Below are 15,160 nucleotides of genomic sequence, written 5' to 3'. Positions count from 1 at the left end.
GTCCGGGCCCGTCCGGGACAGTCACGGTGAGTGCACCGATTCGTGGCGCTTGCGCGCCCGAGAACCGGTGGGAGAGAAAGGAATACGCCCATGGAAGGCGTCGACATCGCCGCGCTCGTCGCGCAGATCCTCACGTTCCTGAGCAGTGGATCGTCCATCAACTACAACCCGGGCGCCTGAGCGCGCCGCACAGCGAAAGGAATCCCCATGGACAGCGGAAGCGCCGGTCTGACCAGCCTTCTCCAGGCCCTCGCCAACATGATCGCCACCGGCTCGTCGATCTCGGTCACGCCGGGGCAGTGAACGCGCCGGGCGGGGCCGGTCGTGTCGGCCCGCCCCGTCTCGGCCGCGCGGCCCTCAGTTCTTCGCCGACTCCGACGCGGCCGTGGCGATGATCTGCGCCAGCTCCATCGGCTTCGACCACATGGGCCAGTGTCCGGTCGGCAGGTCGATCAGCGTCGCGTCGAATCGCGCGATCTCGCTGAACACCGGCGCCTCGCCGCTCGTGCTCAGCTGCCGCACCAGCTCCGCGGTGATGCTGGTGCACACCACCGTCGTCGGCACGGCGAGGCGCGCGGGCGAATCGCTCAGCCGCAGTGGCGCGCCCGCGATGCTCGCCGGTTCCGACACCGCGCGCTCCCGGAAGCGCGCTAGTTGCTCCGGGTTCAGCCCGACGAGGCTGTCACCCTCTTCCGCCAACTGCTCCCAGCTCGGTAGCGGGAACTCGCGCGCCGCGCCGAGCGAATCGTTGAGCACGAAACCGTCCGGCACCGGCGCGCAGTCGACGTACACCGCGTGCTGAAAACGCTCCGGCGCGACATCGGTGGCCAGGTAACCCGGCGCGGCGCCGCCCGAATGCGACACCAGCACAGCGGAATCCGCGGGGTCGATGGCCGCCAGGATGGCCCCCGCCTGCTCCTCGATGGTGGCCGCGAGCCGGTCGTCGTCGTCGGGGTCGAGCCCGGGCAGCGTCAGCGCCCGCACGTCGAAACCGCGCCCGCGCAGGTCTTCGGCCACCTCGTCCCACGCCCACGCGCCGAGCCAGAATCCGGGAACGAGCAAGATCGGTGTCGCCATGCTGCCAGCATGCCGCATCGACCGCCGCCCGCGTGGGCGGTCGCGGCGGACGGGACGGGAAACCGGCTCAGTAGACCGGGCCGGTGTACTTCTCGCCCGGGCCCTTGCCCGGCTCGTCCGGGTGGGCGGAGGCCTCGCGGAATGCCCGCTGCAGGGACTGCAGGCCCTCGCGGATCGGTCCGGCGTGCGGCCCGAGGTATTCGACCGAGGCGGTGACCAGGCCGGCGAGCGCCGTGATGACGCGGCGGGCCTCGTCCAGATCGCGGTGCGGACTGCTTTCCGGGTCCGGATCGGCGAGTCCGAGCTTCTCCGCGGCCGAACTCATCAGCATCACGGCGGCGCGGCTGATCACCTCGACGGCGGGGATGTCGGCCAATTCGCGCACGGAGTCGAGGTCGTCAGTCATGCCCTCAGGCTAGCGAGGCCGCCCGGAGCAGTCGGAGCTGGCCGAGCTCCGCGACGTTCTTCATCAGCTCGGCGTTCACCCAGGCAGCGAGGTGCGTCACAGTGAGCCCGGCGTCGGCGGGCCACGGATACGCGGCGGGCGCGTTCGGATCCGCGGCGTCCAGCGCCGCGGACCATGCGGCGCGGAGTTCGTCGAGCCGCGCCCGCGCCGCGTCGCCCGCCCAGTACACCTGCTCGCGCGGCGGCGGGACGCGGCCCTCGAGGTGGGCCAGCGCGGTGCTCCACCACCAGTCGATGTGCCAGGTGAGCCAGGCGATGGTGGGCACGGGGATCGGGTCGGGTTCGGTATCGGCCCAGTCCGGTCGCCAATTGCCGTCCGCGCCGCGGTGTACGGTCCAGACGAGCGGGCCGGGTTCCCACCGCAAGTCATCGGGTGTCAGGGCGTCCAAGTGGTAGCTCGCCAGCGACCAAGTCAGGTCGAACTGCCAGCGCAGCAAGTCGGTGAAGGAGACGGGCACCGGGGGAGCGTGGCACCGCCGCTGGGGCCGCGCAACGTGTTTTCGAGCCGATTCGGCGATAGCGGACGGCAATGCTAGACTTTCCGCTGACGACCGCCCCGAACCGTGTTGCCAGGTGCCGCACGACCCGGGGCTGATAAGTGGAGCCCGACTCCCACCGTTGCCGACGAGCGATCGTATAGGTCAAACGGTCCGGTCACCCGCCCGAAGTGGTGGGTTTCTTGCGCGGAGAGCCTTCTCGCGCGCAAGAGTCGATGCCTGGCATCGGTGATCGGTCGACTCGGGCCCCGTTGCGGTGAAATACCGCACCGGGGCTTTTGTGTTGAACAAGGGGTTGCAGTTATTGCCTGCGGTCGTCTGACGACACCGCTTGACCTAGGAGGCCCCATCAGCACTGAGACCCGCATCAACGATCGCATCCGCGTTCCCGAGGTTCGACTCATCGGACCTGGCGGCGAGCAGGTTGGGATCGTGCGTGTTGAAGATGCGCTACGCGTCGCCCTCGAGGCCGATCTCGACCTGGTCGAGGTGGCTCCGGATGCCCGTCCGCCGGTTTGCAAGATCATGGACTACGGCAAGTTCAAGTACGAGACGGCGCAGAAGGCGCGGGAGTCTCGGAAGAACCAGCAGCAGACCGTGATCAAGGAGCAGAAGCTCCGGCCCAAGATCGACGACCACGACTACGAGACCAAGAAGCGCAATGTCGTTCGCTTCCTCGAAGCCGGGTCCAAGGTCAAGGTGACGATCATGTTCCGGGGTCGCGAGCAGTCCCGGCCCGAACTCGGGTTCCGGTTGCTGCAGCGGCTGGCCTCCGACGTCGCGGACCTGGGTTTCGTGGAGACCTCGGCCAAGCAGGACGGCCGGAACATGACCATGGTCCTCGCACCCCACAAGGGAGCGAAGACCCGCGTGAAGGCGCAGCAGGAATCGGCCGGACGGCCTGCCGCGAGCGCCGCGCCCGCCGGTGAGACCCCGGCCGCGGAGCAGGCCGAGTAGGCCACGCCCGCAGTTATACGAACAGACACCGGCGGTCGGGTGACGACCGCCGGGACGACCAGATAGAGGAATCCATGCCGAAGATGAAGAGCCACAGCGGCGCCTCGAAGCGATTCAAGGTGTCCGGTAAAGGCAAGCTGCTGCGCCAGCAGGCGAACCGTCGCCACCTGTTCGAGCACAAGCCCACCCGCCGGACTCGTCGTCTGGACGGCACGGAGGTCGTCGCGGCTGCCGACGTCCGTCGCGTGAAGAAGCTGCTGGGTATCTGATCCCCTTCGGGCAGCACCGCGACCGGAGATTCCGGACGCCACCCCTGACCAACCTCCCGGGCGCCGCACGCGCCCCCTATTCGATCAAGGACTGACCAGTGGCACGCGTCAAGAGGGCCGTCAACGCTCAGAAGAAGCGCCGTTCCATCCTCGAGGCCTCCAAGGGCTACCGGGGCCAGCGCTCGCGGCTTTACCGCAAGGCCAAGGAACAGCAGCTGCACTCGCTCACCTACGCCTACCGGGACCGCCGGGCGCGCAAGGGTGACTTCCGCAAGCTGTGGATCGCCCGCATCAACGCCGCGGCGCGCATCAACGACATCACCTACAACCGGTTCATCCAGGGCCTGAAGGCCGCCGGTGTCGAGGTGGACCGCAAGATCCTGGCCGAGCTCGCCGTCTCCGACGCCGAGGCCTTCGCCGGTCTGGTCGCTGTCGCCAAGGCCGCCCTCCCGCAGGACGTCAACGCCCCGGCCGCCTGATCCGGCCGACCCTGTTGACCAAGGGACACCTTTCGGAACGACCCGCGGACGCGCTCTCCGAGCGCAATCCGCGGGTCGTTTCCGCTGTCAAGCTGCACCGCGCGCCACAGCGCCGCAAGACCGGGCTGTTCCTCGCCGAGGGCGCGAACTCGGTCACCGCGGCACTGCAGACCGGCCGGGTGCGTGAGCTGTTCTATTCGCCGACGGCGGCCGAACGCGACCACGCGCTGATCGCGGGCGCGGTCGCCGACGGGGTCCGGGCCACGTTGGTGAGCGAGCGCGCGGCTGAGCATCTGGGGGAGACCGTGACGGCGCCCGGCCTGGTCGCCGTGTGCGATCTGGTCGACATCGGGCTCGACGAGGTGCTCGCCGCCGAGCCGCGCATGCTGGCGGTGCCGGTCGAGATCGCCGAGCCGGGCAACGCGGGCACGCTCATCCGGGTGGTGGATTCGGTCGGCGCCGACGCGGTCGTGCTGGCCGGTGACGCCGTCGACCCGCACAACGGCAAGTGCGTGCGCGCCAGCGCGGGCAGTCTGTTCCACGTCCCGATCGCCCGGCACCGTGATGTCGCCGAAACGCTGGACGCCCTGACCGCCGCCGGGATCACGATCCTGGCCACCGCCGCCGACGGCGAGGTCGACCTCGACGACGCCGACGAACTGTTCACCGGCCGCGTCGCCTGGCTGTTCGGCAACGAGGCGCACGGCCTCGCGCCCGCCGTCACCGCCCGCGCCGACCACCGGATCCGCATCCCCATCCGCGGCCGCGCCGAGAGCCTCAACCTCGCGACCGCCGCCGCCATCTGCCTGTACGCGAATTCCCGAGTCCGCTACCGGTAGGCGCGCCTTCGGCGGTTCTCGTGTGCGACACGCCGAGGCGTTCTAGGGTTCGATCATGAGCGCCGGGGACGAACTGCTGCGCCGGATCGAGGGCGATCCCGAACTGGCCGGGCTGCTGGCCTGGCCGAGCGATTTCGATATCAGGCGCCGCCAGCCTGTCGAGGACCTGCGGCTGCCGAACGGAACGCCGCTCACGCCGATCGCCGGTGACGGTGCGGGCGGCACGTTCTTCCTGTGTGGCGCGCCGGGCACGGAGCGCCCGGTGCTGTACGCCGACTCCGAGGGCGGCGCGGTCCTGCTCGCCGCCGATCTGGTCGAGGCGGTCACCCTGATCGCGACCTACCCGTACTGGCGCGATCTCGGCGCGGGCCGTCCGGTGGCCGAGCTGGAGGAGGAGTTCGCCGTCGACCGGCCGGAGTTCCTCGAGGTGCGCGCGGAATTGCTCGACCGGCTCGGCATCGCCGCGCCCGGCGTCGAAGAGGCGGTCGCCAAGATGCGGGCCAGCGCCGCGCGGACGGTTCCGGACTTCCTGCCGGTCGCCCCCGATCTGGACGGCGAGGCGGTGTACGAACCGCTCTGGTGACCGGTCGGATAGCAGGCCGAGGCGAGGAGACGGGCGATCACGTCTCCACTGCCATCGCTCGCGCCGAGCGAGGCGGATACCTGCGCGGATGCCCGCTGCCACGGATCCGATCGGCGGCTCTAGCACAGTCGCCGGGCCGGTAGCGGGTAATCCGCGTGATTCGGGCACAGCCGATCCAATAGGATTCCACCAGCAGCAATGTGGGTAGGCAATAAGCCGGACCCGCGAACCGATCCCCAGGGGAGAGACGAACGATCGTGGCCGACGACAACACGGGAGTTGAGCAGAACGCCGAGGGGCAAGTCACCGCGCTGACCGAGGAGGCGCTGGCCGCGGCGGCGGCCGAGGCCGAGAAGGCGTTCGCCGCGGCCGCCGACCTGGACGCTCTCGCGGTGGCCAAGACCGAGCATCTCGGCGGCAAGGCGCCGCTCGCCCTCGCGCAGCGCGCGCTCGGCGGTCTGCCCAAGTCGGAGAAGGCCGACGCGGGCAAGCGGGTGAACGTGGCGCGGGCGCGGGTTTCCGAGGCGTTCGAGTCGCGCCGCGCGGTGCTGCTCGCCGAGCGCGACGCGGCCGTGCTGGTGGCCGAGACCATCGACGTCACCCTGCCCGCCCGCCGTCTCCCGGACGGTGCCCGCCATCCGATCACGGTCATCTCCGAGCAGATCGCCGACGTGTTCGTCGCGATGGGCTGGGAGGTCGCCGAGGGTCCCGAGGTGGAGACCGAGCACTTCAACTTCGACGCGCTCAACTTCCTGCCCGACCACCCTGCTCGCACCATGCAGGACACCTTCCATATCGCGCCGGAGGGTTCGCGCCAGGTGCTGCGCACCCACACCTCCCCGGTGCAGGTGCGTTCGATGCTCGAGCGCGACCTGCCGATCTACGTGGTGTGCCCGGGCCGTACCTTCCGCACCGACGAGCTGGACGCCACCCACACGCCGGTGTTCTCCCAGGTCGAAGGCCTCGCGGTGGACAAGGGCCTGACCATGGCGCATCTGCGGGGCACCCTGGACGCGTTCGCCCGCGCCCTGTTCGGGCCGGAGACGCGCACGAGGATGCGCCCGAACTACTTCCCGTTCACCGAGCCGTCCGCCGAGGTGGACGTCTGGTTCCCGGACAAGAAGGGTGGCGCGGGCTGGGTCGAGTGGGGCGGCTGCGGCATGGTGAACCCGAAGGTGCTGATCGCCAGCGGGATCGATCCCGAGGTGTACAGCGGGTTCGCGTTCGGCATGGGCCTGGAGCGCACCCTGCAGTTCCGCAACGGCATCCCGGACATGCGCGACATCGTCGAGGGCGACGTGCGGTTCACCCTGCCCTTCGGCATCCGGTCGTAGAACCGGCCCGATTCCCGAACTCCCTTCGATCGAGAGAGCGAAACCTCAAGTGCGAGTAGCGCAGTCCTGGCTGACCGAGATCATCCAGCGCACCACGCCCGAGTGGTCGGTGACGCCGGAGGAGCTGGATGCCGGGTTCGTCCGCGTGGGTCTGGAAGTCGAAGAGGTCGACAAGCTCCAGCGGGTGACCGGTGACATCGACAAGCCGCTGGTCGTCGGCCGTGTCGCCGAGATCACCGAGCTGACCGAGTTCAAGAAGCCGATCCGCTTCTGCAAGGTCGACGTCGGTAACCCCGAGCTACAAGAGATCGTCTGCGGCGCACGGAATTTCGCCGTCGGTGATCTCGTCGTGGTGGTCCTGCCCGGCGGCGAGCTGCCCGGTGGCTTCAAGATCGCCTCGCGCAAGACCTACGGCCACGTCTCCCACGGCATGATCTGCTCGGTCGCCGAGCTGGGCATCGGCAAGGACCACTCCGGCATCCTGGTGCTCGAGCCGGGCACCGCCGAGCCGGGCACGGACGCCAACGAGCTGCTCGGCCTGAACGACACCGTCATCGAGCTGAACATCACCCCCGACCGCGGCTACTGCTTCTCGGCGCGCGGCCTGGCTCGCGAGCTGGCCTGCGGCTTCGATCTCGAGTACGCCGACCCGGCGGTGCGCACGCTGCCCGACGACGAGGCCGACGCCTGGCCGGTGAAGCTGGAGCCGTCCTCGAAGTGCACCCGGTTCGCGGTGCGCCGGGTCACCGGCATCGACCCGAATGCGGTCAGCCCGTGGTGGCTGCAGCGACGGCTGCTGCTGTCGGGCGTGCGCCCGATCTCCCCCGCGGTCGACGTGACCAACTACGTCATGCTCGAGCTGGGGCAGCCGCTGCACGCGTTCGACGCCGCCGAGCTCACCGGCGGCCTGGTGGTCCGCACTGCGCACAAGGGCGAGTCGCTGCGCACCCTCGACGAGGTGGAGCGCGTGCTCGACGCCGAGGACGTGGTGATCGCCGACGATTCCGGTGTGGTCTCGCTGGCCGGCGTCATGGGCGGCGCGAGCACCGAGGTCGGTCCGCAGACCACCGACGTGGTGCTCGAAGCGGCCACCTGGAACCCGCTGCTCGTCTACCGCACCGCGCGCAGGCACAAGCTGGTGTCCGAGGCGGGCAAGCGCTACGAGCGCGTGGTCGACCCGGAGATCAACGTCGTCGCGCTGGACCGGGCCGCCACGCTGCTCGCCGAGATCGCGGGCGGCACCATCGAGTCGGCGCTCACCGACGTGCGAGTCCCGACGCCGCCCGCGGAGCCGATCCGCATCGACATCGACCTGGCCGACCGCGTCGCGGGCGTCACCTACCCGACCGGCACGTCCGCGCGCCGCCTCGCCCAGATCGGCTGCACCGTCGAGGTGTCGGTGAACGAGGAGACCGGGCACGGTCAGCTCGTGGTGACCCCGCCGAGCTGGCGGCCCGACCTGGCCCAGCCCGCCGACCTGGTGGAAGAGGTGCTCCGGCTCGAGGGTCTGGAGCAGATCCCGTCGGTGCTGCCGACCGCCCCGGCCGGGCGCGGACTCACCGCCGCGCAGCGCCGTCGCCGCGCGGTCAGCCGGGCGCTGGCCTTCGCCGGTGGCGTCGAGGTGCCGCCGCCGATGTTCCTGCCCTCGGGCGTGTTCGACACCTGGGGCCTGGACGCCGACGACCCGCGCCGCACCACCACCCGGGTGCTCAACCCGCTCGACGTGGAGCGCGCCGAACTGGCCACCACGCTGCTGCCCGGTCTGTTCGAGGTCGCCGCGCGCAATATCTCCCGCGGCGCCCGCGACCTGACGATCTACGGCATCGCGCAGGTGGTGCTGCCGGGTCCGAACACCAGGGCCGTCGAGGCGCTCGCGGTGGATCGTCGTCCGACCGACGAGCAGATCGCCGAGCTGATCGACTCGCTGCCCGCCCAGCCGGTGCACGTCGGCGCCGTGCTGACCGGCCGCCGCGAGCCGCGCGGACCGTGGGGTCCGGGACGGCAAGCCGAGGCCGCCGACGCGTTCGCTCTGGCCGACGCCATCGCGGACGCGGCGGGCGTGACCATCGAGCGTCGCGCGGGCGCGCACCTGCCCTGGCATCCCGGCCGCTGCGCTGAGCTGGTGGTGGACGGCGAGGTCGTCGGCCACGCCGGTGAGCTGCACCCGGCCGTGCTGGAACGCTCCGGCCTGCCGCCGCGGACCTGCGCGCTCGAGCTGAACCTGGACGCGCTGCCGCTGCGCGAGTCCCGTCCGGTTCCGGTGGTGTCGCCGTTCCCGGCGGTGCTGCAGGACGTGTCGGTGAGCGTCGAGAAGTCGGTGCCCGCGGGCTCGGTCGAGGCCGCGCTGCGCACCGGCGGCGGCGAGCTGCTGGAGGACATCGCCCTGTTCGACGTGTACGAGGGCGCGCAAGCGGGCGAGGGTCGCAAGTCCCTCACCTACGCCCTGCGCTTCCGCGCCGCGGATCGCACGCTGACCGAGGACGAGGCGAGCGCCGCCCGCGACGCCGCGGTCGCGTCGGCCGCCGAAGCGGTGGGCGCGGTCCTGCGCGGGTAGGCATGGTCCGTAGCGAGACCCGTACGGCCACAAAGCCGTACGGGTCTCGTCGTTTCCGAGCGGCGGCGGTCTCCCATCCGGTAGTAGCGTGGCGAGTGGCAACTTTCCTCCGACGATCGGGAGTTCCGATGACCGTACGAGCGGTATGGCGCGAGACGGTGCTCGCCGAGAGCGACGACACCGTGGTGGTGGAGGGCAATCACTACTTCCCCGCGGACGCCGTGCGCCGCGAATACTTCGAGCCCAGCGAGCATCACACGATCTGCCCGTGGAAGGGCACCGCGTCCTACTACACGGTGACCGTCGACGGCGAGCGCAACCCCGACGCCGCCTGGTTCTATCCGGCACCCAAGCCGGACGCCGAGATGGTGCGCGACCGGGTGGCGTTCTGGCGCGGCGTCGACGTGGTCGTCGACTGACCCCGGCCGCCGAGTCCGCGCGAAGTATCAGCGACACCGTGGCCAGCCGGGGCGCGGGCTGTCGCCGCCGTAGTCCCGCACATCCGAAGACCGATACGGACGCAGGACGGTCGCTTCGCCGTCGGGCGGGCCGGGACGACTCACCAAGGCTCGGCGGGGTAAGAACGTCTGCATGCGACACCCCGCGGCTCGGATCCTCAACGCGCTGACCTACCTGCCGGAGCGGCAGGTCCTCCAGACGCCCGCCGCGGTCGGCCTCGACTACACCGACCTGTCGCTGAGGACCGACGACGGCGAGACCCTGCACGCCTGGTGGCTGCCCGCGCCGCGGCCGATCGGGCACGTCCTCTTCGCGCACGGCAACGCGGGCAATCTCGGCGACCGGGTCGCGATCTTCGCGCTGCTGGTCGCCGCGGGCTTCGACGTGCTCGCCTTCGATTACCGCGGCTACGGCCGCAGCACCGGACGACCCAGCGAGCACGGCACCTACCTCGACGCGCGTGCGGCGCGCACCGCGCTGCTCGCCCGGCCGGAGGTGGACCCGAATCGGGTGCTGTACCTGGGCAAGTCGCTGGGCGGTGGTGTGCTGCTCGAGCTGTCCGAGGCGCACCCGCCCGCCGGGTTGGTGCTGATGTCGACCTTCACCGGCATCCGCGACGCGGCCGGGTCGATCTACCCGTTCCTGCCCCGCCCGTTGATCCCCGACGCCTATCCGAACCTGCGGCGGATCGCCGGGCTCACCGCGCCGGTGCTGATCATGCACGGCGACCAAGACGAACTGCTACCGCTGCGCAATGCCGAGCGGTTGTACGCCGCCGCGCCCGAACCGAAGCGGCTCCTGGTGGTGCCGGGCGGCGGGCACAACGATCTCATCGCGCTGCTCGGCGCCGAATGGCCCGCCACCTTGCGTGCCTGGGCGACGGAGATCCTCGCCGATTAGAACGGGGCGGGTGGTCTGTTCCGGTGCGTAGCCTGGCGTTATGAGTGATACGAGAGAAATCCTCGCGCGGCTCACCGCCCTGCCGGACGCGGAACTGGCGGCGACCTTGCGCGCCGCGGTGGAGGGGCGCTCGACGTTCTGGGCCGTGCGCGCGGCGCTGGACGAGCTGATCGGAGCGACTGATGCGGGCTCCGGATCCGATGTGAGTCCTGCCACGTCCGACGCTTCCGTGCATGGCGGCGTCGCGGACGCCTCGGCATCCGGGCAGGTCGGAGGCGGTTTCCCGGTACCGGCGGTACCGGTTCAACCGACCGGTATCACCGCACCATCCGAGACCGGCGGATATTCGCCGTCCGGGGTGCCTACTTTCGAGTCGGTTCGCGATAAGGTCGAGCAGCGCTTCGGCACTGCGCAGGGGATGGGTGAGCTCGACCGGCAGACCCCGGCGGGCCGCAGCGCCGACGAACGATTCGCCGCGCGCGAGAAGGCCGCGCGGGAACGTCTGGACCAGATACGGAAATCGCTGCGCGACAACGACGCGGGCTGACCCGCGCTGGTCCGACCGTGCCGGACCGAGAACGAATGGGTGGAATTTTCGATGAGCGAGCCGCGTGAGATCGCCGAACGGCTGCTGGATGCCCAGGTGGATTTCCTGCTTGCCGAGGTGACCGGCGACCGTTTCGCCGAGGTCGTCGCCCGCGATGTCGAGGCGGTGCTCGGTGTCGCCGACACGCTCCTGTTCCGAGAAGTCGTAGAGCTCGACCAGGCGAAGCAGACGGTCGCGACGGTCGTCGACCTGATCGGCGGCAGTCCCGTGCTGGCCGACATGGTCGGGGTGTTCGCGGACTCGATCTACGACAACATCGCCGCCAACCACGATTACACCCTCGGCGAGGTGGTCGAGCGGGAACCGGTCGAGGCCTTGCTGGAGAAGATCCTCGGCATGCACCAAGCCCAGGAGCGCATCCTGGACCGGCTCACCGAGAGCCCGCTGGTCGCCACCGTGGCCTCGAAGTTCGTCGACAAGCTGATCAACGACTTCATGCAGGCCAACCGGGAGCGCGCCGAGAAGATCCCGGGCGTCTCCTCGCTGATGTCGCTGGGGCAGTCGGCCGCCAACCGCGCCAAGAAGGCCGCCGACGGCACATTCGTCGGTGATCTCGCGGGCAAGGGCGCGATGTTCGCGCTGAAGCGCACCAACAACGCGATCCGCGAGATGCTGCGCGACGCACCCGTGCACTCGGCCGCCATGGAGTTCTGGGATCTCCACGCCGACGAGCCGGTCAGCGGCTTGCGCGAGTACCTGACCCAGAAGGATCTCAACGAGCTCGTGCTGCTCTGCTACGAGGTCGCCGTGACCACCCGCGAGAAGGAGTACTTCGGCCTGCTCGTCGCGGAGTGCGTCGAGGTGTTCTACGCCAAGTACGGCGACTACACGCTCGCCGCCATGCTGCCGGAGCTGGGCCTTTCCGGCGACGACATCGCCACCGAGATCCTGCGCTACGGTCCGGCGGTGATCGAGGGCGCGAAGCGAAACGGCGTGCTGGCCAAGTTGATTCGCGAGCGGCTCGCACCGTTCTACACCTCGGACGCGGTGTTGGGGATTCTGGCCGACGCGCGCGGCTGAGGACTCGGCGACGTGTTTTGAGCCGCTGAATCGGTGTTCGACAGCGTTGGTGCGGTTTTCGATGACGCCCGCGCGGTTTCGAAGGTGCCGTCGCGGGTATTCGAAGGCGATGGCTCGGTATTCGACGCTGTCGGTATGACATTCGAAGCCGCTGATGTGGTGCGCTTCACCCGCGCCCCGGTCACCGTCGCGTGCGGCGCGGTGTGAGCGGATCGAAACCGCGAAAATACTGGATTACCAGCGTGTTTAGAATGACTGCTCATGTCCGATTTGCCCGATTTTCGCGTTGACACCGCCTGCGGCCTGTGACAGCTTGCTCCTGATTCCGCGGGTTCGATCTCGAACCGTCGCGGTCGCAGTTCGCGAGGAGCGGGGTGGTGCGTGTGCGTTCGAGGCCGCAGGCAAGCGGCGCGGTGACGGCTTCGGCCGCCACTCCGGAACCGGCCGGTGTCGGAAGAATAGTTCGGCCACGCACCATTCGGGGCCGATTGGCGAGAATTCTGGCCGTCTCACTGACCCTGGTGCTGGCGCTGCTCGGCGTCACCCTCGCCAGGGAGATCCAGTCGTACCAGCGCAGCGGCGACACGGTGGCCGCGGTCTCGCTCACCTTGGTGGTGCAGGACCTGCTGCACGAGGCGCAGCGTGAGCGCGGTCTGAGCAATGGCCTGCTCGGCGGTGACGTCCGGCTGCGGCAGGCGGTAACGGACCAGCGCGCGGCGACCGACCGCGCGCTGCGCGCGCTCGAAGTCGAATTATCCGGCGCGGCAGCGGGTTCCGGCGAGATCCGGGCTGCGGTCGGCCAGCTCGCCGGGTTGCCCGCGGTCCGCGCCCAGGTCGACGCGGGCCGGATCGGCCGGGCGGCCGCGTTCCAGTTCTACACCGACGCCATCGACGCGCTGAACCGTCCGCGACTCGGCCTCGACCAGGCGCGCGACGCCGAGGTGCGGCACGGTCTGCTCGCGCTGTACTCGCTCGGCGAGGCGAAGGAGCAGACGGCGCGCGAGCGCGGCTTCCTCAACGGGGTGTTCGCCGCAGACGGTTTCGAGCCCGGCGAATACGTCCAGTTCCTCGATATCCGGGCCGCCAAATCGGCAGGGCTCGCGGCATTCGCGCGCGACGCCACCGTCGCGCAGCGGGATCTGCTCGACACCGCGATGCGCGGCGAGGACGCGAGGCGGGCGGCCGAATCCGAGCGCGTCGCCATTGATTCCAGTGCGGGCCCGTTGGTCCGGCCGGTGGATCCGAGCGGCTGGTGGGCGCAGATGACGGCCGTCATCGATGAGCAGCGCGCCGTGCAGCAAGCGGTCGGCGACGGGGTGCGGCAGCGCGCGAACGACCTGCGTCAGGGAGCGGCGCTGACCTTGGCGGGGTTCCTCATCGCCGCGCTGCTCGCGATCGCGATCGAGATCGCCCTGGTGGTGGCGGGCGTGCGCGCCATCGTCCGTCCGCTGGCCGCGCTCGCCGCCGAGGCCGACGACGTGGCGGGGCGGCGGCTGCCCGAGGTGATCGCCGCCTGGCACGCCGGTGGGGACACCCAGCCGCCGCGTCCGCAGCCGGTGCGGACGCCGCCCGGCGCCGCGGCCGAGATCGCCGCCGTCGCCGCCGCTTTGGACCGGGTGCAGGCCACCGCCTACGACCTCTCCTCGGAACAGGCGCTGCTGCGCCGCAACAGCACGGAGTCGATGGCGAACCTGGCCCGCCGCAACCAGAATCTGGTGCGCCGTCAGCTCGGGTTGATCAGCGAATTCGAGCGCGAGGAGCTCGATCCGAAGGCGCTGTCGAATCTGTTCGAACTCGATCATCTCGCCACCCGCATGCGCCGCAACGCCGAGAGCCTGCTGGTGCTGGTCGGCGAGAGCAGCCCGCGGCGCTGGGCCGAACCGATCGCGCTCACCGACGTGATCCGCGCGGGCTTGTCCGAGGTCGACGACTACCGCCGGGTCGTGCTGCGCCGCATCGACGACGTCTCCATCACGGGCTCGATCGTCAGCGAGCTGGCACACATGCTCGCCGAGCTGATCGAGAACGGACTCGCCTTCTCCCCACCGGATCTGGAGGTCGAGATCTACGGCAGGAAACTGCCCGGCGGCTACCTGCTCGCGGTCGTCGACCACGGCGTCGGCCTGCCCCCCGACCAGCTGGCCGAGGCCAATGCCCGCCTGCGCGGCGACCGCGACTTCCTGGTCGCCCCGACGCGCTACCTCGGCCACTACGTGGTGGGCAGGCTGGCCCGAAGGCTCGGCATCGACGTCGAACTGACGGTCGCGCCCGTCAGTGGCATCGTGGCCCGGCTGCTGTTGCCCACGGAACTTCTCGGCGGACAGCGGAATAAGCACGCGACGCCGGACAGCGGCAGCCGCGACGGCGCGGCGTTCGCACGGGACAGTGCTTCTCGACCGGAACGGGATGCGATCGGGCTTACTGTCGAATCCGACAGCGCCACAGGCAAATCCGGTTCGGCCGACGCGCACGCGGCATCGGGTGTTCATCCGGCTTCCGGCCCGCGACAGGCCGCGTCCGGCGCACCCACCGAGTCGTCGCGTACGACACTGGAATTCCGCGTGCACGGCGTCGGCGGGACCGACGACGGACGCCGAGCTGCGACACCCGCATCGCACACACCGCTGGCGTCGATCGAAACCATCGACGCGGCAGGCGAGTTCCGTTCGGGTCCGTCCCTCGGGTCGCACGCACGTCACGCCGCAGCCGTGGCAGGTGAGTCGGGGTCGAGTGGCGATCACCATGCCCGCGGCACGTCCCCGAGGAACGGCCGAGAATCCGGTACTGCTGCCAGGTCCACGCACGCCGCCGACGTCGGCGAATCCCCGTGGTTCCGCGCCGCCCCCGGCGATGCGCCACCCGCGGTGCAGCGCACCCGCAACGGACTCGTCAAGCGCACCAAGCGCACTCGCTCCGCCGAAACGATCGCGGCGCAGCGCCCGTCCGCGCCCCGCCCGCCCGCCGCACCGGCCGTCGAGCGATCGCCGGACGAGGTGCGCGGCATGTTGTCGGCGTTCCGCACCGGACATCAGCGCGGCGTTCCCGCCGCGAACCCGGCCGACAACGCCACGCGCACAGCAAATCTGGCCCAGACCACCGTAGAGCAATGACCACCGTGAA

15 protein-coding genes are annotated in these 15,160 nt (G+C 70.3%); 12 read left to right on the top strand and 3 right to left on the bottom strand.

Annotated features, from left to right (window positions below):
- Positions 1–357: 357 nt before the first annotated feature.
- The 3 genes from AB0H49_RS29255 to AB0H49_RS29245 form a co-directional block, all read right to left on the bottom strand.
- Entirely contained in the window at positions 358–1,077 is a 720-nt protein-coding gene (locus AB0H49_RS29255) for an alpha/beta hydrolase (RefSeq protein WP_357256030.1), read from the bottom strand.
- A 67-nt stretch (positions 1,078–1,144) separates the two neighbouring features.
- Complete coding sequence (locus AB0H49_RS29250; protein ID WP_355004056.1) at positions 1,145–1,483, bottom strand: DUF1844 domain-containing protein; 339 nt, start codon at positions 1,481–1,483, stop codon at positions 1,145–1,147.
- Between the two features lie 4 nt (positions 1,484–1,487).
- Entirely contained in the window at positions 1,488–2,000 is a 513-nt protein-coding gene (locus AB0H49_RS29245) for a DinB family protein (protein WP_357256028.1), read from the bottom strand.
- Positions 2,001–2,342: 342 nt separating this feature from the next.
- On the opposite strand from AB0H49_RS29245, the gene infC reads away from it, so the two are divergent.
- The 12 genes from infC (at position 2,343) to AB0H49_RS29185 (ending at position 15,150) form a co-directional block, all read left to right on the top strand.
- The gene (gene infC, locus AB0H49_RS29240) at positions 2,343–2,996 is read left to right on the top strand and encodes a translation initiation factor IF-3 (RefSeq protein WP_084501921.1); all 654 of its coding nucleotides are present in this window, start codon (positions 2,343–2,345) and stop codon (positions 2,994–2,996) included.
- A 74-nt stretch (positions 2,997–3,070) separates the two neighbouring features.
- Positions 3,071–3,265, top strand: coding sequence for a 50S ribosomal protein L35 (gene rpmI / locus AB0H49_RS29235; RefSeq protein WP_040706116.1), 195 nt, complete (start codon positions 3,071–3,073; stop codon positions 3,263–3,265).
- A 98-nt stretch (positions 3,266–3,363) separates the two neighbouring features.
- The gene (gene rplT / locus AB0H49_RS29230) at positions 3,364–3,744 is read left to right on the top strand and encodes a 50S ribosomal protein L20 (protein WP_039797323.1); all 381 of its coding nucleotides are present in this window, start codon (positions 3,364–3,366) and stop codon (positions 3,742–3,744) included.
- A 14-nt stretch (positions 3,745–3,758) separates the two neighbouring features.
- The gene (locus AB0H49_RS29225; RefSeq protein ID WP_357256026.1) at positions 3,759–4,583 is read left to right on the top strand and encodes an RNA methyltransferase; all 825 of its coding nucleotides are present in this window, start codon (positions 3,759–3,761) and stop codon (positions 4,581–4,583) included.
- Positions 4,584–4,638: 55 nt separating this feature from the next.
- Entirely contained in the window at positions 4,639–5,166 is a 528-nt protein-coding gene (locus AB0H49_RS29220; protein WP_355004053.1) for a hypothetical protein, read from the top strand.
- Positions 5,167–5,423: 257 nt separating this feature from the next.
- The gene (gene pheS / locus AB0H49_RS29215) at positions 5,424–6,500 is read left to right on the top strand and encodes a phenylalanine--tRNA ligase subunit alpha (protein WP_067793129.1); all 1,077 of its coding nucleotides are present in this window, start codon (positions 5,424–5,426) and stop codon (positions 6,498–6,500) included.
- Positions 6,501–6,549: 49 nt separating this feature from the next.
- A complete protein-coding gene (pheT, locus tag AB0H49_RS29210; protein WP_357256024.1) occupies positions 6,550–9,054 on the top strand; it encodes a phenylalanine--tRNA ligase subunit beta in 2,505 nt (834 codons plus the stop codon).
- A 128-nt stretch (positions 9,055–9,182) separates the two neighbouring features.
- On the top strand, positions 9,183–9,473 hold the full coding sequence (locus tag AB0H49_RS29205) for a DUF427 domain-containing protein (protein ID WP_355004051.1): 291 nt from the start codon (positions 9,183–9,185) through the stop codon (positions 9,471–9,473).
- A gap of 172 nt (positions 9,474–9,645) precedes the next feature.
- Positions 9,646–10,413: an alpha/beta hydrolase gene (locus AB0H49_RS29200; protein ID WP_357256021.1), complete on the top strand. Its 768-nt coding sequence runs from the start codon at positions 9,646–9,648 to the stop codon at positions 10,411–10,413.
- A gap of 40 nt (positions 10,414–10,453) precedes the next feature.
- Complete coding sequence (locus AB0H49_RS29195) at positions 10,454–10,960, top strand: hypothetical protein (RefSeq protein WP_357256019.1); 507 nt, start codon at positions 10,454–10,456, stop codon at positions 10,958–10,960.
- A 51-nt stretch (positions 10,961–11,011) separates the two neighbouring features.
- Entirely contained in the window at positions 11,012–12,040 is a 1,029-nt protein-coding gene (locus AB0H49_RS29190) for a hypothetical protein (RefSeq protein ID WP_355004048.1), read from the top strand.
- Positions 12,041–12,528: 488 nt separating this feature from the next.
- Positions 12,529–15,150 carry a nitrate- and nitrite sensing domain-containing protein gene (locus AB0H49_RS29185; protein ID WP_357256017.1) on the top strand — a complete coding sequence of 874 codons (2,622 nt, stop codon included), beginning with the start codon at positions 12,529–12,531 and terminating at the stop codon, positions 15,148–15,150.
- The last annotated feature ends 10 nt before the right edge of the window (positions 15,151–15,160 follow it).

The sequence above is a fragment of the Nocardia sp. NPDC050713 genome (genome assembly GCF_040654315.1).
GTDB lineage: Bacteria > Actinomycetota > Actinomycetes > Mycobacteriales > Mycobacteriaceae > Nocardia.
The sequence above is the reverse complement of the archived record's forward strand: the minus strand, read 5'-3'. Positions and strand labels throughout refer to the sequence as shown.